The following is an 18328-nucleotide window of genomic DNA, read 5'->3' on the forward strand; positions in this document are numbered from 1 at the left end:
ACGGCGGTGGTGCTGCCGTACGGGCCGTGGTGCGACGTGGTGCGGTGGGGTGCGGTGGGGTGCGGTGGGGCGTCAGTTGCCGGTGTCGACCTGGACCGGGATGACCTGGGTGGCCGGGGCCGGGGACGGGGCCGGGGCTTCGGCCGGGGGCGCGGCGGGGGCGGTGTTCATCGAGTTGAGCAGTTGGCGGGCCAGGCCGAGGCCGGTTCCGCCCATGGTGAGCGCCTTGGCGAACATCTCGGACATGCCCTCGGCGCCGTTCAGCAGCACCATGTGCTCGACGTTGCCGAAGGCGTCCGCACCGGCCCGGACGATGGCGGGCCAGTTCTCGGCCAACTGCTGGGCGACGACGGCTTCCTGGTTCTCGGCGAGGGCCGCGGCGCGGGCCTTGATGCCCTCGGCCTCGGCCAGGCCCTGGGCCCGGGTGGCCTCCGCCTCGGCGAGGCCCTTGGCGCGGGAGGCCTCGGCCTCGGCCAGGCCCTTGGCGGCCTCGGCGGCGGCCTGGGCCTCACCGGTGGCGCGGGTCGCCTCGGCGGCGGCCAGGCCGCGGGCCCTGGTGGCCTCGGCCTCGGCGGCCGCGGCGACCTTGACCCGGTTGGCCTCGGCGGCGGTCTTCAGGTCGGTCTCCCGGGCGAGCGCCTCGGCGGCGGAGATCCGGGCGTCGCGGTCGGCCTCGGCCTTGGTGCGGGTCTCGTACGCGCGGGCGTCGGCGGGCTTGCGGACGTCGGCCTGGAGCTGCTGCTCCTTGCGGTGCGCCTCCAGCTCGGCGACCTTGGTCTCCTGGACCACGACCTCCTGCCGGGCGGCGGCCTGGGCGAGCGGTCCGGCCTGCAGCGCGCGGGCCGCGGCGGTGTCCATCTCGGCCTGGTAACCGGCCTGCTGGATACCGGAGTTGCGCGTCGCCTCGGCCTTGCGGGCGAACGCCTCCTGCTCGGCCTCGGTGGCCCGGCGGTCGGCCTCGGCGGCCGCGATCCGGGCGTCGCGCTGGACGGCGGCGGCGTGCGGCGCGGCCAGGTTGGTGATGTAGCCGGTCGGGTCCAGGATCTCCTGGATCTGCAGCGAGTCGATGATCAGGCCGAGCTTCTCCATCTCGATGCCCGAGGCGGAGCGGGTCTCCCCGGTGAGCCGTTCGCGGTCGCGGATCATGTCCTCGACGGTCAGCCCGCCGACGATGGAGCGCAGGTGGCCCGCGAACACGTTGTGCACCCGCTGGCCCATCATCTTCTGCTGGTCCAGGAAGCGCCGGGCGGCGTTGGCGATCGACGCCGGGTCGTCGCCGACCTTGAAGATGACCACGCCCTTGACGTGCACCGGGATGCCCTGCGAGGTCACGCACTCGACGTCCAGCGCGGCCTCGTTGAGGTCCAGCGACAGCCGCCGGACCACCTGGACGCCGGGCAGCACGAAGGTGCCCCGTCCGGTGATGATGCGGAAGCCGAGGCCCTCGCCGTGCTTGGACCCCGAGATGACCAGCGCCTCGTTGGGTTCCGCCACGCGCCACATCAGTTTGAACAGCAGGACGAGCAGGACGAATCCTGCGGCGACTGCTCCGACGATGCCGATCAGCATCGCGATCTCCCCCTCTTTCGGCACACCGGTCCGCGGCTGCGCTGGGTGGTGCAGTTCGTGGGCGCGGAAGCCGGTGGCAGCCGCATTCTGCGCCTGCCGCGGGGGCGGGGGAAGGGGGCGCGGCCGTGGGAACCCTCACTGTCCCGAAACTGTTGCAGGAGGTTTGCGCAGGGCCAGGGAGGAGAGGTCAGAAGGGTTCCACGTACACGGTGCGCGGTGGCTGGTAATCGACCACGACCACCATGGTGCCGGGCTGCAGCGGCTCGCCCGGCACGGCCCGGTACGCCAGGAACGCCTCGGTGCCCAGGCGTTCGGGGACGTGCACCATCACCTCGCCGACCAGGCCCGCACCGATCCGCCCCGTCACCCGCCCCACCAGTCCGATCACCCCGGGATTCTCCCCCGCCCGACCGCGCGCTGAACAGCGGCCGCTCGGAGGCGTGCTGGACCAGCCGCCCCCGGTGCCCTACCGTGAACGGCGAACGCAGGCGGCGCACGCCCCTGCGCGGAACGGGAGCTCGGAGCACCGGGCTGAGAGGGCGCTGACGGTACGCGGGCCCGCGTACCACCTGCTGCGTCGACCGCAGGAACCTGACCGGGTAATGCCGGCGTAGGGAGTTGAAGGTCGCATGACCGCATTCACCGAGCACACGTCTGCCCACCAGCCGTCGGCCGACCGGCCGTCCGCCGACCAGCCGTCCGCCACCGGGTACCCGACCCCGGCCTGGCGCAAGGCGTACCGCCGGGGCAGCCGCCCCGACCTGCGGGTGCCCTACCGCGAGGTCCACCTCACCGACGGGCGCACCGTCCCGCTGTACGACACCTCCGGGCCGTACACCGATCCGGAGCAGACCACCGACGTCCGGCGGGGCCTGGCCGCACTGCGCGACCCCTGGATCCGCCAGCGCGGCGACGTCGAGGAGTACGAGGGCCGCGAGGCCCGGCCCGAGGACGACGGCATCAGGCACACCGCCCCGCGCGGCGGCGACCTGCGCAACCTGGACGCCGTCTTCCCCGGCCGCCCGCGCCGCCCGCTGCGCGCCCGCGACGGCGTCGCCGTCACCCAACTCGCGTACGCGAAGCAGGGGTTGATCACCCCCGAGATGGAGTTCGTGGCCCTGCGGGAGGGCCTGGAACCGGAGTTCGTGCGCGAGCAGGTGGCCCGCGGGCGGGCCGTCATCCCCGTCAACGTGAACCACCCCGAGGTCGAACCCGCCATCATCGGCACCGACTTCCTGGTGAAGATCAACGCCAACATCGGCAACTCCGCGGTCACCTCCTCCATCGAGGAGGAGGTCGAGAAGATGACCTGGGCCACCCGCTGGGGCGCCGACACCGTCATGGACCTCTCCACCGGTCGCAACATCCACACCACCCGCGAGTGGATCCTGCGCAACTCCCCCGTCCCGATCGGCACCGTCCCGCTCTACCAGGCGCTGGAGAAGGTCGACGGCCGGGCCGAGGAGCTCAGCTGGGAGGTCTACCGGGACACCGTGGTCGAGCAGTGCGAGCAGGGCGTCGACTACATGACCGTGCACGCGGGCGTCCTGCTGCGGTACGTCCCGCTGACCGCCCGCCGCAAGACCGGCATCGTCTCGCGCGGCGGCTCCATCATGGCCGCCTGGTGCCTGGCGCACCACCAGGAGAACTTCCTCTACACGCACTTCGAGGAACTCTGCGACCTGCTGCGCGCCTACGACGTCACCTTCTCGCTCGGCGACGGCCTGCGTCCCGGCTCGATCGCCGACGCCAACGACGAGGCCCAGTTCGCCGAACTCACCACCCTCGGCGAACTCGGCCGGATCGCCCGCGCCAAGGACGTCCAGGTCATGATCGAGGGCCCCGGGCACGTCCCGATGCACAAGATCCGCGAGAACATGGACCTGCAGAAGGAGATCTGCGACGAGGCCCCGTTCTACACCCTCGGCCCGCTGACCACCGACGTCGCACCCGGCTACGACCACATCACCTCCGGCATCGGCGCCGCGATGATCGCCTGGTGGGGCACCGCGATGCTCTGCTACGTCACCCCCAAGGAACACCTCGGCCTGCCCGACCGCGACGACGTCAAGACCGGCGTCATCACCTACAAGATCGCCGCCCACGCCGCCGACCTCGCCAAGGGCCACCCCGGCGCCCAGGCCTGGGACGACGCCCTCTCCGACGCCCGCTTCGAGTTCCGCTGGGAGGACCAGTTCAACCTGGCCCTCGACCCGGAGACGGCCCGCGCCTTCCACGACGAGACCCTCCCCGCCGAACCCGCCAAGACCGCGCACTTCTGCTCCATGTGCGGCCCGAAGTTCTGCTCGATGAAGATCAGCAAAAGCATCATGGACACCTACGGCGACGAACTGGGCGTGAACGACGACGAGGCCGCGGCCGGGATGCGGGCCAAGTCCGAGGAGTTCGCGGCTCAGGGCAACCGGGTCTACCTCCCGCTGGCGGACTGACAACGCAGCTCACAGGGGCACCGCACCGGGAGGCAGGAGGGGGCTTCCCGGCGCGGTGCTCCGGTTGGTGCCGGTGTCGGTCGTGCCTGGTCTACTGTCGGCCGACGAAGGACCGTGTGGGGGAGGAAACCCGTGGGCGTGCTGACCGACTACTTTCGAGCAGCCGATGCGGCCTCGGTCGTACGGGCGCTGCAGGACGCGGACGACCGCCCGCTGGTCGGCGGCCGGGACCCGCACTTCGACGGAGTCGAGGCCAAGCGCCTGGATCCGGACCTCGTGCTGGGGGAGCTGATCGCCGCCATCCGTCAGGTCCCCTGGGAAGCAGGGGTCGTGGACGGGAGCCCGGTGTGGCCGACCACCCCGGAGCCCGGACCGGACGGCCCGCAGGACGAGGACGACCCCTGGGCCACCGGCCCGTGGGTGGTGGAACTCGGCACCGCGGTCCGGGACACGCTGGCAGGGGTGGACGACGCGGATGTGCCGACGGTCGTCGCCAGGTGGGTGCAGGCGGAGGAGCTTCGCCCGGCCGGCGTCGAAGACATGCAGCCGCTGGCCGAAGAGTTGATCCGACTCGCCAGGCGCGCCAGCGGCGTCGGCGAGCAGCTCTACTGCTGGATCTGCCTGTAGGCGCCGGAGGAGCGGGTCCTCCTCGCCGGTACGGCCGAGAAGTCCGCCGAGTCCGCCGCCCGGGGCAACCGGGTCCACCTCCCGCTCGCCGACCGACGGCACCGTCCGCGGGCGGAACGGATCCGTCGCACCCGGATCAACGGGCCCGGGGCCTTGCGGTACGCGGACAATCGTGCTGGCACTCCTATCGTCAGTAGTATGATCCCTTATTAATTGGCAGTGCGGTGTGGCCTGCCGACAGGGAGAGGGATCGGTTTCGAAATGAAATGCGCAGTGCCGCCCGTTGTTCCTCTTGTCGTCGTGCGAACCGCATCGTGATCGGACGATTCGCGAACCTTGAAAAGAGAACAATCGCCATCACCGCCATCACGGCGGTCGCGGCGATCCTCAGGCTCTGGCGCTTCCCCGACCTGCCCGGCGGCCTCAACCAGGACGAAGCCAGCGCCGGATACGAGTCCTTCTCGCTGCTGACCAACGGCACGGACCGGTGGGGGAACCCGTGGCCGGCCTACTTCCCCAGCTGGGGATCCGGGCAGAACGTCCTGCTCTCCTACCTGAGCATTCCCTTCATCGGCCTGTTCGGCCTGAGCGAGTTCTCGGTGCGGCTGGTCCCGGTGCTGCTGGGAATCGGCGCCGTCCCGCTGCTGTACGCGGCCCTGCGGCGCTTCGTGGACACTCCCGCGGCGCTGGTCGGGGCGGGGCTCCTCGCCGTCACCCCCTGGCACATCACCGCGTCGCGGTGGGCGCTGGAGTCGAACATCCTGCCGTTCTTCCTGCTCGCCGGAGTGACCACCCTGGGGTACGCGTACACCTCGTCGCGCGCCCGGAGGCTGATCCCCTTCTCGTTGGTCTTCCTGGCGCTCGCGCTGTACGCCTACGGCGTGGCGATCATGGTGGTGCCGGTGATCGGGGGGCTCTACCTCGCCGCCCGGTACCGCACCGTCCTGCAGAACCGGCTCCCGGTCGGGTTGAGCATGCTGGGGTTCCTGATCGTCGCCGGGCCGATACTGCTGCTCGTCCTGGTCAACAACGTCCTGCACTACAGCCCGCACTTCGTGTCCTCGCTGCCGTTCACCGTGCCGAAGTTCGCCTCGTCGCGGCTGGACCAGATCAGTGACGGCCAGAACCTGGCCGAGCTCAACACGCACTTCGTGACCGGCGGATTCGGCGACGGCTACCTCTGGACCATCCCCAACGGCTTCCTGGTGCTGGGCGTGATCGGGTTCCCGCTGGCCGCGCTCGGCGTCTACTTCGCGGCCCGCACCCGCAGCCCCGAGGCCAACCTGTTCACGTTCTGGCTGGTCGGCGCCGTCGTCCTGCTGTGCGTGGTGCCGGCCAACGGCAACCGGGCCAACGCGCTCTTCATCCCGCTCGTCGCCCTCACCGCGATCGGCGTCAGCGGGCTGTACCGCTCGATGACCGACCGGAGGACCGGACGGGCGGTCGTCGCGGTCATCATGGCCACCGCGCTCGGCTACGGCGCACTCTTCTTCCACGACTACACCACCCGCTACCCGGAGCAGATCGCCCAGCCCTTCGGGAGGGGGTTCGAGGCGGCGCTGGATTCGGCGGACGCGGCGCGGAAGGGGGACGAGCCGATCTACATATCCGACCGTTTCCCGCTCAATTACATGGAGACCCTGTTCTACCTGGAGGCCGATCCGAAGGATTTCCAGGCGAATTCCGAGGTGGAGACCGTCGGCGGGATCTACCAGGTGCGCAACTACCGGAACTACTACTTCTCCAGCGGCGAGAAGCTGCTGGATTCCGTTCCCAGTTACGTGGCGGTGCTGCGCGGCGACGAGAAGCGCGAGTGCGCCGGTGTGGAGAAGATCGCCGGGCACGAGCAGTGGACCGTCATCCGGTGCGTGACCCACTAGCGTTCCGACAGCAGGTCGCGGCCCCGCCGGAACCGGTGCTCCGGCGGGCGTGCTCCCGACGTCCTCCCGACGTCCTCCCGGCGTCCTCCCGGCGTCCTCCCGGCGGGCGGGCCGGCGGCTCGCGGGGCCCGGTCGGGCCCGGTCGGGGCCGGTTCGGGGCCGTGGCCGTTGGACGGCGCGTCCGCGGTGTGAAGTGCCTCACTCCGACGGGCGGTTGCGCGTGCGCGCCGCCCGCCGGGGCGTCCGCGGGCGGGTTCAGGGCGCCGCGGTGGTGGTGCTCCCGATGGTGGTCGTGCTGCCCGGGCGGAGGTCGGCGGGGAGGGCGGGGGTGGCGAGCTGGGCGGCCAGCTCCCGGGCCTCCTCCTCGTCGAAGGAGCCGGAGACGACGGCCTGTCCGCCGGTGATGGCCTGGCTGACGTAGGGGTGGGAGAGCACGGCGCCGTCGACGAGGACGGCGAGTTGGTTGGCCGGCTCCTGGAGCACGGAGATCCGGCCGGTGAGGTCGGCGAAGGCGGTGCCGCCGGCGGGGGTGAACCGCAGGTGCACCTGCCAGCCGGCGCCGTTCGGGTCGAGCTCGGCGGTGCTCCCGGCGATGTCGGAGCCCTGGAGGGCGGCCGGGCCGAGCAGGAACTTCTGGCGGAGGCCGGCGGGGTCGGTGCTGCTGCAGGCCACGGTCTCGGTGCCGGGGGCGGTGGGCGCGGCGGCCGCGCCGGGGGGTGCGGCGGTGGGGTGGTCCGTGCCGCAGTCCAGGGCCGTGAAGCGGTCCTGCCACTGGGCGGGGACGTCCCCGGAGGTGCGGTCGGCGGGCGCGGCGCCGAACGTTCCGGCGGCGAGCACCGGGCGGAGTTCCAGGACGGGCCGGTGGGCGAGGGCGGCGATCCGGTCGCCGTCGACCGGTCCGGCGACGGAGAGCGTGAGGGTGCCGTCGGCGGTGGTCACCTTCGGGTCGGCCAGGCCGATCAACTCGGCGCGGTGGCGCAGCTGTTCGGCGGCCCGGTCGAGCGCGTCGGCGCTCAGCGGCCGGTCGCTGGTGAAGGTGGTGGTGGTCCGGGGGCCGGCGGGGGCGGAGGACGGGGCGGAGGGTGAAGCGGGCGGCGCCGCGGGTGCGGGGTCGGAGTCGCAGGCGGCGGTGCCCAGGGCGCAGGCGAGCAGCAGGACGGTGGAGCCGGCGGTTCGGCGCGAGGGCTTCATGCCGGCCAGTGTGGCAGTCGGGGCGTGGGCGCGGGCCGGATCCGCGGAAGGGGAAGGCCCCGGCGGGAAGTCCCTTCGGGGCCTTGGGCGTTGCGGGGTCGGGGCCCCGTCAGGAGGAGAGCGCGGCTTCGGCCGGGGGCCGGTCGGGGTCGTGGGCGGAGACGGGTTCGACCGGGGCGGTTTCGGCCGGGCCGCGGCGGTACTCCCGCACGGCGGCGGTCAGGACGGCGAGGGCGGCCAGGACCATCAGGCCGGAGATCAGCCGCCACTCGTTCGTCGACCAGTGGTACTTCCGGTAGTGGTCCGGCAGTTCGTAGTACAGGAACGGCAGGTAGCTGGCCATCGAGGCCGCCTGCGCCAGGAACGGCACGTACCAGAGCCGGCGCGGCAGTTGGAAGGCCACCACCAGGCTGAGCACGTCCACCATGTAGAAGTACCGGTCGTGCATGGAGGGCAGCAGCATCGGTACGGTGACCGCCGAGGCCAGCGCGGTCAGCAGGACCTGGTCCGGGGTGAGCGAGGCCCCGGTGGAGGCGCGGCGCATCGTGCGGCGGCCGGTGCGGGAGAGGACGGCCAGCGCGGTCAGGGCGAGCACCACGACGGCCGCGGACACCACGCCGATGCTGCGGATCAGGTCGGCGGTCCCGGGGCTGCCGGGCTTCTCGATGAAGTGGTAGAGCGACGGGGCGTTGAGGGCGAGGCTCTGGTAGGTGCCGGTCTGGCGGCCGTAGACGGTGAGCAGTTGGACCGGGTCCGCGCCGACCAGCAGCGCCGGGACGTCCAGCGCGAGGTAGACGGCCGGGACCGCCAGCAGGCTCTGCCACTTGACCTGCCGGGTGACCGCCATGACCAGCAGGAACGGGAAGACGAAGACGGTCTGGAGCTTGAACGCGAAGGCCAGGCCGAGCATGGTGCAGGCCCACCACGGGCGGTGCCGGAGCACGAAGTAGACCCCGGCCACCACGAACGAGGTGTAGATCGAGTCGGCCTGCGCCCACCAGCCGCTGTTCGCGGCGACGGTCGGCAGCAGCACGGCCAGCAGCGCCGCCGCGAACGGCTGCCACGCGGAGCGCCCCGGGAAGCGCAGGGCCACCAGCTTGAAGACGAAGAACGCCTGCAGCAGGTCGAAGGCGACGGAGAGCGCCTTGATCCCGGTGAGCGCGGAGACCGGAAGGTGCGTCAGGCCGGCCAGCAGGTACAGGTACGGGACGTTGTAGTCGGCGAAGCCGGGGTCGTCGAGCGCGCGGAGGCCGCCGTTGTCCGCGATGTAGTGGTACCAGGTCTGCAGGAAGACCTGGTAGTCCACCGACTCGGTGTGCCACTTCGGCAGCCGGACGGCTATGCAGACGGCCGCGACGGCGACGGCCAGCAGCCGGCGGACCGTCGGTTTCGACAGCGCTCCCCGCACGCCGTCGGACGTATTAAGTTCGCTCACAGACAATCTCCCCGGAGGCGGGGAGCGCCCACTTCGCCCCCCGAACACAATTGGCACACATCCTAGCCGCTCTGTGTAACGGTCAGGACGGGACGGAGCCGGTCCGGGGGTGCGGGCGGGGCGCGTTCAGGCGGGGTGGGTGAGGCGGTGGACGGCCGGGGCGGAGACCGTCTGGACGGTGTCGGTGCCGGGCAGGCGGAGGTGGGCGAAGCCGCCCTCCAGGGTGAACTCGACGTCCTCGGCGCGGTCGACGGGGGTGCCCGCCGCGTCCAGGACGGTGTAGCCGGGGCGGAGTTCGACCGTGCCGCGGCGGGGGTGGGGGGTCATGCCGGGACCTCCGGGAAGTCGAGCGCGGGCTGCGCGAGGTGGTTGAAGTAGTTGGAGAGGGTGTTGAGCGCCACGTGGGCGGTGATCTCGGCGAGTTCGGCGTCGGTGACCCCGGCCGCGCGGGCGGCGGCGAGCTCCTCGTCGGTGACCCGGCCGCGGCTGTGCAGGACGCGGTCGGCCAGGCGCAGCACCGCGTCGGCGTGCGGGTCGGTGTCGTCGGCGGCCTCGCGGGTGCGGGTGAGCTGCTCCTCGCTGAGGCCGAGCAGGCGGCGGCCGCGCAGGGTGTGGGCGCTGACGCAGTAGGTGCACTCGTTGTGCTGGGCGGTGAGCAGGGCGAGCTGTTCGCGCAGCTTCGGGGTGAGGGCGCCGTTGCCGAGGTGCTCGTGCAGGGCGAGGTAACCGCCCAGGGCGGCGGGGGAGTTGGCGAGGGTGGCGTACAGGTTGGGGAGGCGTCCGAGGCGGGCGCGGGTGCGTTCCAGCAGTCCGTCCGCGTCCTCGGTGAGCAGTGGCAGGCGTGGCATCGTCCCCTCCAGATGGTACCGATCGGTTCCGTTCCGACGCGACAAGACGGTACCGACCGGTACCGAAATTCGTCAACCACCCGCTAGCCTGGGGGACATGGCCACCCACGCACGCGCCCGCCTGCTCGACACCGCGGAGGCGCTGTTCTACGCCGAAGGCATCCGCGCGGTCGGAGTCGAGCGGATCCTCGCCGAGTCCGGCGTCGGCCGCGCCTCCTTCTACCGGCACTTCACCGGCAAGGACGCCCTGGTCGTCGCCGTCCTCGCCCGCCGCGACCGGGCCTGGCGCGACTGGCTCGCCGAACGCGTCACCGCCCTCGGCGGCCGCCCGCTCGACGTGTTCGACGCCCTCGCCGAACGCTTCGCCCGCGCCGACTTCCGCGGCTGCGCCTTCATCAACACCATGGTCGAGACCGCCGACCCCGACAGCCCCGCCCACCGGGTCGCCGCCGCCCACAAGCAGCAGGTCGCCGACTACGTCGCCGGGCTGCTCGCCGCCGAGGGCCGCGCCCCGGAGCCGGCCGCCGCCCTGGCCCGCCGGCTCGTCCTGCTGGTGGACGGCGCGATCGTCACCGCGCTGCGCGAGGGCACCCCCGCCCCCGCCGCCGAGGCCCGGGCGATCGCCGCCGCCCTGCTGGCCGCCGAGCCGCCGCCGGGAGCGGGACCGGAGGATCCGTGCGCGGAGCCCGCCGCCCGCGGGTGATCCGTGCGCCCGGGCCGGACGGGCGGGCGGCGGCGCGAGGATGCCGGGGAACCGTCCGCTCCCCGTCCACCCAGGAGGCGCACCCATGTCGGCCGACGTTCACCCCCCGCTCGACGGACTCCGCCGCGACGCCGCCGCGCTCCACCCCGAACTCGTCGAACTGCGGCGCGCCCTGCACCGCGAACCCGAGACCGGACTCGACCTCCCCCGCACCCGGGCCCGCGTCCTGGCCGCCCTCGACGGCCTCCCGCTGGAGGTCACCACCGGCGAGCGGCTCTCCTCCGTCACCGCCGTGCTGCGCGGCGCCCGCCCCGGCCCCGCGGTGCTGCTGCGCGCCGACCTGGACGGCCTGCCCGTGCAGGAGGCCACCGGCCTCCCGTACGCCTCCGAGGTGCCCGGCGCGATGCACGCCTGCGGGCACGACCTGCACACCGCCGCGCTGGTCGGCGCGGCCCGGCTGCTCGCCGCCCGCCGGGAGGAGCTGGCGGGCAGCGTGGTGTTCATGTTCCAGCCCGGCGAGGAGGGCGGCGGCGGCGCCGCCCTGATGGTCGAGGACGGCGTCCTGGACGCCGCCGGGGAGCGGGTCGCCGCCGCCTACGCCCTGCACGTCGGCGCCGCCCTCCTCCCGGCCGGGTACGTGGCCGGGCGGCCCGGGCCGATCATGGCGGCCTCCGACACCCTGCGGGTGGTGGTCCGCGGCCGCGGCGGCCACGGCTCCAGCCCGCACCTGGCCACCGACCCCGTCCCGGCCGCCTGCGAGGCCGTGCTCGCCCTGCAGACCATGGTCACCCGCCGTTTCGACGCCTTCGACCCGGTCGTGCTGACCGTCGGCACCTTCCACGCGGGCACCGCCGAGAACGTCATCCCCGACGAGGCCGCCTTCGCCGCGACCGTCCGCTCCTTCTCCCCCGCCGCCCGCGAACTGGTCCTCGCCGAGGCCGTCCGGGTGGTCCGCGGCATCGGCGAGGCGCACGGCTGCCGGGTCGACGCGGTGGTCGAGCCCGGCTACCCGGTCACCGTCAACGACCCGGCCGAGGCCGGGTACGCCGCACGCACGGTGCGCCAACTGCTCGGCGACGACCGGTACGTCGAGATGCCGCGCCCGCTCGCCGGGTCCGAGGACTTCGGCGTGCTGGCCGAGCACGTCCCCGCCGCGTACGTCATGGTCGGCGCCTGCCCCGCCGACGCCGACCCGTTCACCGCCGCCTACAACCACTCCGCCGAGGCCCGCTTCGACGACGGCGTCCTCGGTGATGCGGCGGCCCTGCTGGCCGCGCTGGCGCTCGGCAGGCTGCGGTGAGCGGCGCCGGTCAGGGCTCGATCGGGACGTAGCCGGTGCGGCGGCCGTCCGCGGTCAGCAGGTGCCCGACCAGCTTCAGGGTGCGCAGGGTCACGTGCCGGTCGTGCACCCGGACCGCCGGGTGGTGGTGCGCCAGGTCCTGCTCGATCCGGCGCAGGTCCGGCAGCTGCGGGGCGACCAGGTACAGCGCCAGGTTCGCCGGGCCGACGGTGACCGCGCACATCCGGGTCTGCGGCAGCGCGGTCAGCCGCCGCACCGCGTCGGGCAGGTTTGCGGGCGGCACGTCCAACCACAGCATCGCGCCGACCGGGTGGCCGGTGACCCGCGGCGAGGCGTCGCAGCGCAGCACCGCCCGCCCGGAGTCCCGCAGTTCGGCCAGCCGGCGGCGCACCGTGCTGGCGGGCAGCCCGGTGCGGGCGGACAGCTCCGCGTAGGGCATCCGGCCGTCCGCGCCCAGCGCCCGGATCAGCGCCAGGTCCTCCTCCACCCGCCGGTCCGCCACCGGCCGGGCCGCCCCCGGCGGCGGCGCGGCGATCGCCCGCCGCTGCTCGGCGTCCAGCGCCCCGTTGGAGAACCGGCTGCCCTCCACCAGCGTCCGCTCCACCAGCGAGGTCCGGGTGCGCAGCACGCCGGGCACGGCGCCGAGCCGCTCCAGCAGGTACGAGGTCAGCGAGCCGTGGTCGTACGCGGCGACGGTCAGCAGCAGGTCGGCGTCGCCGGTCACCAGCTCGATGCTGGCGGTCTGCGGGTGCCGGGCCACCGCCGCGGCGACCGCGCCGACCCGGTCGGCCGGGCAGTCGACCTGGACGAGCGCGGTCAGGCCGCGGCCGATCCGGTCCGCCGACGGGTAGCAGGTCACCCAGGCGTCGCCGTTCGCGGTCAGCCGCGACCAGCGCCGGGAGAGCGTCGCCGGGTCGACGCCGAGCGGGGCGGCCAGCCGGGACCACGGCGCTCGCGGGTCGACCCGGAGGGCGTCGACGAGCGCCAGGTCGAGTTCGTCGATCATGGCTGATCCTTGCGCGGGGTCGGCCGCAGGAACGGATTCGTGCGCGGGCGGTGCGGTGCCCTCCAGGTTAGCCATCCTTGCCGCCACCCCCACCACCCTCCGCACCCCCACGGAACCGCCGATGACCGCCCCCGTCGCGCCCCCGCTCGCCCGCTCCGCCGGCCCCGTCCGCTCCGCCGCCCGCTCCGCCGTCCTGCTGCTGGCCCTGGTCGAGTTCGCCAGCGGCGTGCTGCAGGGCGGCTTCCCGATCCTGCTGCCCCGCCTCGGCGACCACCTCGGCCTGCGGGCCGCCGACCTGAGCCTGGCGCTGGGCGTCGAGTTCCTGGTGTCGGGCGTCGCGGTGCCGCTCACCTCCCGGCTCGGCGACCTGTACGGCCACCGCCGCCTGCTGCGCGCCACCGTCCTGCTCACCCTGCTCGGCTCCGTCGTCACCGCCCTCGCCCCCGACCTGCCGGTGCTGCTCGCCGGACGGGCCCTGGCCGGGTTCCTGGCCTGCTGGCTGCCGCTGGAGTTCGCGATCCTGCGCGACCGCCTCGGCGAGGAGCGCGGCGGACGCGCCGTCGGCCCGCTGGTCGGCTCGCTGACCGTCGGCTCCACCCTGGGCGCCCTCGCGGTCGGCGGCCTCGGCGCCGACCCCGCCGCCACCCGCCCGCTGCTGTGGGCGCTGGCCGTGCTCCCGGCGCTGGCCCTGCCGGTGGTGTGGCGGCTCGTCCCCGAGTCCCGGACCAGGGCCGCGGGCCGGATCGACTGGGCGGGCACCGCGCTGCTCTCGCTCGGCCTCACCCTGCTGCTGTCCGCCCTCGGCGCGAGCGGGGTGCTGCCGGTCGCCGTGACGCTGCCGCTGCTGGCCGCGGGCGCCGGGCTGCTGGTGCTGTTCGTCCGTCAGGAACTGCGCACCGACACCCCGACGGTCGACGTCCGGCTGCTCGCCCGCCGGGCCACCGCGCCCGTCTTCGCCCTCAGCTTCCTGCTCGGCTGCGCCCTGTACGGCGCCCAGGGCCCCACCCTGGCCTTCCAGGCCGCCGACCCCGCGGAGACCGGCTACGGGCTGGGCGCGGTGCCGCTGGTGCTCGGCCTGCTGGTCCTGCCGCAGACCGCCGCCGCGACCCTCGGCGCCCTCACCGCCCACCGGCTGGCCGCGCGGCACGCCCCCGCCGCCGTCCTCGCCGCCGGCTTCGCGCTGTGCGCCACCGGCTACGGCGCCATCGCCCTCGGGCACGCGGCCCCCTGGCAGTTCGTCCTCGGCGGCGCGCTGGCCGGCTACGGCGCCGGGCTGGGGCTGAGCCTGCTCCCGGCCCTCCTCATGCAGCGGCTGCCCGCCGACCAGACCGGCATCGGCACCGGCGTCTACAACACCCTCAAGTCCCTGGCGGGCGCGGCCGCGGGCGTGGTCGCCGCCGCGGTCCTGGACCACCTGGTGCTCCGGGCGGGCACCCCCGCCGAGGGCGCGTACACCCTGGTCTGGGCGGGCTGCGCGCTGCTGTGCGGCCTGGGCGTGCCGGTGGCGCTCGCGCTGCGGGCCCGCTCGTGGAGGGCCCCTGACGGGGGCACCGCCGTTCAGACCTCGTTGGGGCCGGTGAACCCCGGGCCCTCGGGGCGGGGGCGGCCCTTCTCGTCGGTGAGCCCCTCCGGCCCCGGGCTGGTGAAGTCGGGGGAGGAGTAGCCGGGGCCGGTGAACTCCGCGGAGCGTTCGCGGGGGCGGCCCCGGTCGTCGGTGAGGCCCTCGACGCCGGGGCTGGTGAAGCCGGGGGAGGAGTAGGCGGCGCGGCTGTAGCCGGGGCTGTGCAGGTCGGGCGGGGCGGTGCGGGCGTGCGGGAGCGGGGCGACGGGCGCGGCGGCCAGGTTGGCGTGCAGCCAGGGCAGCAGGGCGCGTTCGCGCAGCGCGGTGCGCCAGGCCTCGCGGGCCTCGGCGAGGTCGGCGTGCTGCTGGGGGTCGGCGTGGCCGGGGGCGGTGGAGGCGTCGCGCAGGGCGGTGAGGACCAGGCCGGCGCCGCCCACGAGCAGGGCGGCGGCGGCGATGGCGAGGGCGAGGATCCCGGCGGTGACGGTGGAGCGGCCGAGCGCGAGGTCGGGCGCGGCGGCCCGCAGCAGCCAGCCGAGCAGCAGCAGGACGAGTCCGGCGGCGCCCGCCAGGACGGGGGTGAGCACGGTGAGGACGGGGAACAGCCCGGCCCCGGCGGGCGGCGCGGTGCCGGGGTGCTCGGCGAGCGCGGTGCGCAGCGCCAGGTAGTGCGCGTACTCGGGGGCGGCGGGTGCGGCGACGGTGTCGGCGTCGGCGAGCGCCTTGGTGTGCAGCTGTTCGGCGGTGAGGTGCTCGCCGGGTTCGGCGAGGGCCTGCCGGACGCCGGTGTCGCGCAGCGCTTCGCCGAGCAGCCGCGCGAAGTCGGCGCGGTCCTCGGCGAGCAGGCGCGGGGGGTTGCTCATGGGTGCCCCGTTCCGCGAGGTCGACGGAGGTCAGTGGGCTCCGATGGTAGGGGCGCGCGGGAGCGGGCCGACAGCCTCTTTCCGGAACTTCCGTGCGCTCGGTTCCCGTGCGCGGCGGGGCGGTTGCCGTTCGGTTGTTCGGTTCCGGGCCCGGCCCGGCGGCGTCAGTTCAGCGGCAGCCGGGCGACCAGCAGGCGTCCGTCCATGGTGACGCCGCCGTCCATCGCGATGGCCAGCTCGTCGGCGTAGATGTAGGGGCCGGGGACGTGCGGCGGGGTGCCGTCCTCGGGCTGGTCGCCGGTGAGGTACGGGATCGGGCTGTGGCCGTGGACGACCCGGTAGCCGCCGTAGACGGCGAGCAGTTCCTGGGCGGCCATGGTGCCGGCCTGGCCGCGGAAGGCGAAGCGCTTGGTGAACTTGCGGAAGGCGTCCCACCACTCGTCGATGCCCTCGTCGGCGAGCAGGGCGTGCACGGCGTCGTTGACGTCGGCGATGGTCTCGCCGTACTCCAGGTACGCGGTGGTGTCGGAGTGCAGCAGCAGGTGGCCGTCCTCCAGGGCCATCGCGGGCAGCCGGGAGAGCCAGCTGATGTGGTGCGGCTGCAGGCGCTCCAGGTCGTGCTGCTGGCCGCCGTTGAGGCGCCAGGCGGCGAGGAAGGAGGCCGTCCCGGCGGTGGACTGGACGGCCTCGTCGCCGTAGCGGGAGGCGCCGAGGAAGAGCAGTTCGTGGTTGCCCATCAGGGCGCGGCAGTAGCCGCCGGCCGCGGCGGCCTCGGCGGCGAGCTGCATGACCAGGTCGATGACGCCGATGCCGTCGGGGCCGCGGTCGGTGAAGTCGCCGAGGAACCAGACCCGGGAGCGGCCGGCCGACCAGTGGCCCTCGGTGTCGATCAGGCCCTGCTGGTGGAGGGCGGCCAGCAGCTCGTCGAGGTAGCCGTGGACGTCACCGATGACGAACAGCGGGCCGGGGCCCTCGCCGGGCTCGGGCTGCGGGTACGGGAAGTGCACCTCGACGGGCGGGGTGTCGATCGGCGGGCCGAGCTCGATGGTCGGCGGGTCCTCGTGCGGGGCCCCGCCGGTGGGCGCGTAGTGGCCGGGCTGGCCGGGCGCGGTGGGCGCGTCGGCGCCGAACTGGCCCGCGGGGGCCCAGTGCTGCTCCAGGTAGCGGGCGCCGCCGTAGGTGCTGTACGTCTCCTCGTACGGGTAACCGGCGGGTTCGGCCGGTTCGAAGTAGGAGCCTTGCGGGAGCACGTCGAGGTCCTGGCGGGGGCGGGGGCCCGAGTGCGGGAGCTCGGGTTCGCGGAAGAGGTCCTCGGGTGTCATTGGCCCATCATAGGAAGCGCACTCTCCCGTCGTCCTCACCTGGTCGGTATCCGATTCCTGCCGGCCCGTCCGCCCGGCCCCGCGCGGGCCCCCGGGCCGTCCGGTCCGTACCGGTCTGGGGTGGTCTGGACCGGCGGGCGGGACGGGCCGGACGGGCCCCGCGGTCACACCTCGCCGGGGGCCCGGGGCGGGCTGACGGTGGTGCGCGGGGTGCGGCGCTGCGAGGAGGCCCGGACGATCAGCTCGGTGGGCATCAGGGTGCCGGGCGGCGGTCCGGTCCCGGCGGTGCGGTAGCGCGGCGGGAAGAGCCGGCCGGTGGCGGTGCCGGTGCCCGCGTCGACTCCTTCGATCGCGTCGATCAGCAGGTTGACCACGGTGGTGCCGATCCGACGGGGTTTCAGCGACAGCGTGGTGATGGGGGGTTCGGTGTTGGCGTACACGTCGGACTCGCTGCAGCACACCAGCAGCAGGTCGTCGGGCACCCGCAGCCCGTAGCGGCGGGCGGCGGCCAGCAGGTCGGTGCCGTTCGGGTCGAACAGGCCGTACACCGCGTCGGGCCGGTCGGGGCGGGCCAGCAGCCGGTCGGCGGCCACCGCCCCGGCGGCCGGGTCGTGGGCCGGGTAGGCCTCGTACACGGGCTCCTGGCCGACCCGGTCGCACCAGGCGAGGTACGCCTCGGTGGAGAGCCGGGTGTAGGTGTCGGTGGAGGTGCCGGTGAGCAGGCCGATCCGGCGGGCCCCGGCGTCGCTGAGGTGCTCCAGGATGTTCAGCACGGCGGCCTCGTGGTCGTTGTCGACCCAGGCGGTGACCGGGCAGTTGCCCGGCTTGCCGTCGGAGACCACCGGGACGCCGGACCGGTACAGCTCGGTGACCAGCGGGTCCTGGTCGGGCGGGTCGATCACCACCGTGCCGTCCAGCGCGATGTTGCTCCACACGTCGTGCCGGGAGGAGGCGGGCAGCACCACCAGGGCGTAGCCGCGGCCGAGCGCGGCGCTGGTGGCGGCCCGGGCCATCTCGGCGAAGTAGGCGAACTCGGTGAAGGTGAACGGCTCCTCGCCGTACGTGGTGACCGTCAGGCCGATCAGGCCGGACCTGCCGGTGCGCAGGGTGCGGGCGGCCGCGGACGGCCGGTACCCGAGCCGCTCGGCGACCTCGCGGACCCGGCTGCGGGTCTCGTCGGGGAGGCGCCCCTTGCCGTTCAGGGCGTCCGAGACGGTGGTGATGGACACGCCGGCGGCCGCCGCGACGTCCCGGATGCCGGCCCGCTCCAGGCGCCGGGACGCGGTGGCCCGTCGACCGTTCTGGTTGGCTGCTGCTGTCATGGCGGACCGATCGTATGGCTCGTGACGGCGCTGCGTGACCGGTTCGCTACAGGAGGGCGGAGATACGTTTCTCCATGAGCGCCTTGGGATGGTGCCCTTCGATCACGGCGGTTTTCCGGCCCGGATACCTCTGACATGTGCCAAAGGAACCCGGCAGAATGGCTGAACTGCACCCGTAACCCGGACGAGCATCTCACCCGCACGGGTGAGGGCGGTCGGTATCGTTCACGGCACCCGACCGGGGGCGGAAC

General features: G+C 74.1%; 16 protein-coding genes and 1 riboswitch. Of the genes, 6 read left to right on the forward strand and 10 right to left on the reverse strand.

What is annotated here, in order from left to right:
• Positions 1–72 precede the first annotated feature (72 nt).
• On the reverse strand, positions 73–1569 hold the full coding sequence (locus OO57_RS17675; protein ID WP_033253468.1) for an SPFH domain-containing protein: 1497 nt from the start codon (positions 1567–1569) through the stop codon (positions 73–75).
• 187 nt (positions 1570–1756) lie between these two features.
• Complete coding sequence (locus OO57_RS17680) at positions 1757–1957, reverse strand: hypothetical protein (protein ID WP_033253469.1); 201 nt, start codon at positions 1955–1957, stop codon at positions 1757–1759.
• A 112-nt stretch (positions 1958–2069) separates the two neighbouring features.
• Positions 2070–2203: riboswitch (TPP riboswitch) on the forward strand.
• Here OO57_RS17680 and thiC point away from each other — a divergent pair.
• From thiC to OO57_RS17695, 3 genes are all read left to right on the forward strand, one after another.
• Positions 2199–4019, forward strand: a complete 1821-nt coding sequence (gene thiC / locus OO57_RS17685; protein WP_033253470.1) for a phosphomethylpyrimidine synthase ThiC — start codon at positions 2199–2201, stop codon at positions 4017–4019. It overlaps the preceding riboswitch by 5 nt.
• Positions 4020–4151: 132 nt before the next feature.
• Positions 4152–4646, forward strand: coding sequence for a hypothetical protein (locus tag OO57_RS17690; protein WP_033253471.1), 495 nt, complete (start codon positions 4152–4154; stop codon positions 4644–4646).
• A gap of 314 nt (positions 4647–4960) precedes the next feature.
• Positions 4961–6526: a glycosyltransferase family 39 protein gene (locus tag OO57_RS17695; RefSeq protein WP_033253472.1), complete on the forward strand. Its 1566-nt coding sequence runs from the start codon at positions 4961–4963 to the stop codon at positions 6524–6526.
• A 255-nt stretch (positions 6527–6781) separates the two neighbouring features.
• Here the strand turns inward: OO57_RS17695 and OO57_RS17700 are convergent, their stop codons facing one another.
• From OO57_RS17700 to OO57_RS17715, 4 genes are all read right to left on the reverse strand, one after another.
• A complete protein-coding gene (locus OO57_RS17700; protein ID WP_033253473.1) occupies positions 6782–7717 on the reverse strand; it encodes a SecDF P1 head subdomain-containing protein in 936 nt (311 codons plus the stop codon).
• 109 nt (positions 7718–7826) lie between these two features.
• Positions 7827–9152, reverse strand: a complete 1326-nt coding sequence (locus OO57_RS46820) for a glycosyltransferase 87 family protein (protein ID WP_158715152.1) — start codon at positions 9150–9152, stop codon at positions 7827–7829.
• Positions 9153–9278: 126 nt separating this feature from the next.
• Positions 9279–9479: a hypothetical protein gene (locus tag OO57_RS17710; RefSeq protein ID WP_033253474.1), complete on the reverse strand. Its 201-nt coding sequence runs from the start codon at positions 9477–9479 to the stop codon at positions 9279–9281.
• On the reverse strand, positions 9476–10000 hold the full coding sequence (locus OO57_RS17715) for a carboxymuconolactone decarboxylase family protein (protein WP_033253475.1): 525 nt from the start codon (positions 9998–10000) through the stop codon (positions 9476–9478). Before OO57_RS17715 ends, OO57_RS17710 begins: the two co-directional genes overlap by 4 nt.
• A 97-nt stretch (positions 10001–10097) precedes the next feature.
• Here OO57_RS17715 and OO57_RS17720 point away from each other — a divergent pair, with 97 nt between their 5' ends.
• Positions 10098–10703: a TetR/AcrR family transcriptional regulator gene (locus OO57_RS17720; RefSeq protein WP_051777856.1), complete on the forward strand. Its 606-nt coding sequence runs from the start codon at positions 10098–10100 to the stop codon at positions 10701–10703.
• Positions 10704–10788: 85 nt separating this feature from the next.
• Positions 10789–12003 (forward strand): M20 metallopeptidase family protein, encoded by a 1215-nt coding sequence (locus tag OO57_RS17725; RefSeq protein ID WP_033253476.1) that lies wholly within the window; start codon positions 10789–10791, stop codon positions 12001–12003.
• A gap of 10 nt (positions 12004–12013) precedes the next feature.
• Here OO57_RS17725 and OO57_RS17730 read toward each other — a convergent pair whose 3' ends face one another.
• Positions 12014–13009, reverse strand: coding sequence for an Lrp/AsnC family transcriptional regulator (locus tag OO57_RS17730; RefSeq protein ID WP_033253477.1), 996 nt, complete (start codon positions 13007–13009; stop codon positions 12014–12016).
• A gap of 121 nt (positions 13010–13130) precedes the next feature.
• Between OO57_RS17730 and OO57_RS17735 the strand changes: the two genes are divergently transcribed.
• On the forward strand, positions 13131–14672 hold the full coding sequence (locus OO57_RS17735) for an MFS transporter (protein WP_051777858.1): 1542 nt from the start codon (positions 13131–13133) through the stop codon (positions 14670–14672).
• Here OO57_RS17735 and OO57_RS17740 read toward each other — a convergent pair.
• The 3 genes from OO57_RS17740 to OO57_RS17750 form a co-directional block, all read right to left on the reverse strand.
• Entirely contained in the window at positions 14567–15433 is an 867-nt protein-coding gene (locus OO57_RS17740) for a hypothetical protein (protein WP_051777859.1), read from the reverse strand. The genes OO57_RS17735 and OO57_RS17740 overlap by 106 nt on opposite strands.
• A 164-nt stretch (positions 15434–15597) precedes the next feature.
• Entirely contained in the window at positions 15598–16755 is a 1158-nt protein-coding gene (locus tag OO57_RS17745; RefSeq protein ID WP_081973758.1) for a metallophosphoesterase, read from the reverse strand.
• A gap of 164 nt (positions 16756–16919) precedes the next feature.
• Positions 16920–18077 (reverse strand): LacI family DNA-binding transcriptional regulator, encoded by a 1158-nt coding sequence (locus OO57_RS17750; RefSeq protein ID WP_033253478.1) that lies wholly within the window; start codon positions 18075–18077, stop codon positions 16920–16922.
• Between the last annotated feature and the right edge of the window lie 251 nt (positions 18078–18328).

Source organism: Kitasatospora phosalacinea (genome assembly GCF_000717185.1).
Taxonomy (GTDB): domain Bacteria; phylum Actinomycetota; class Actinomycetes; order Streptomycetales; family Streptomycetaceae; genus Kitasatospora; species Kitasatospora phosalacinea_A.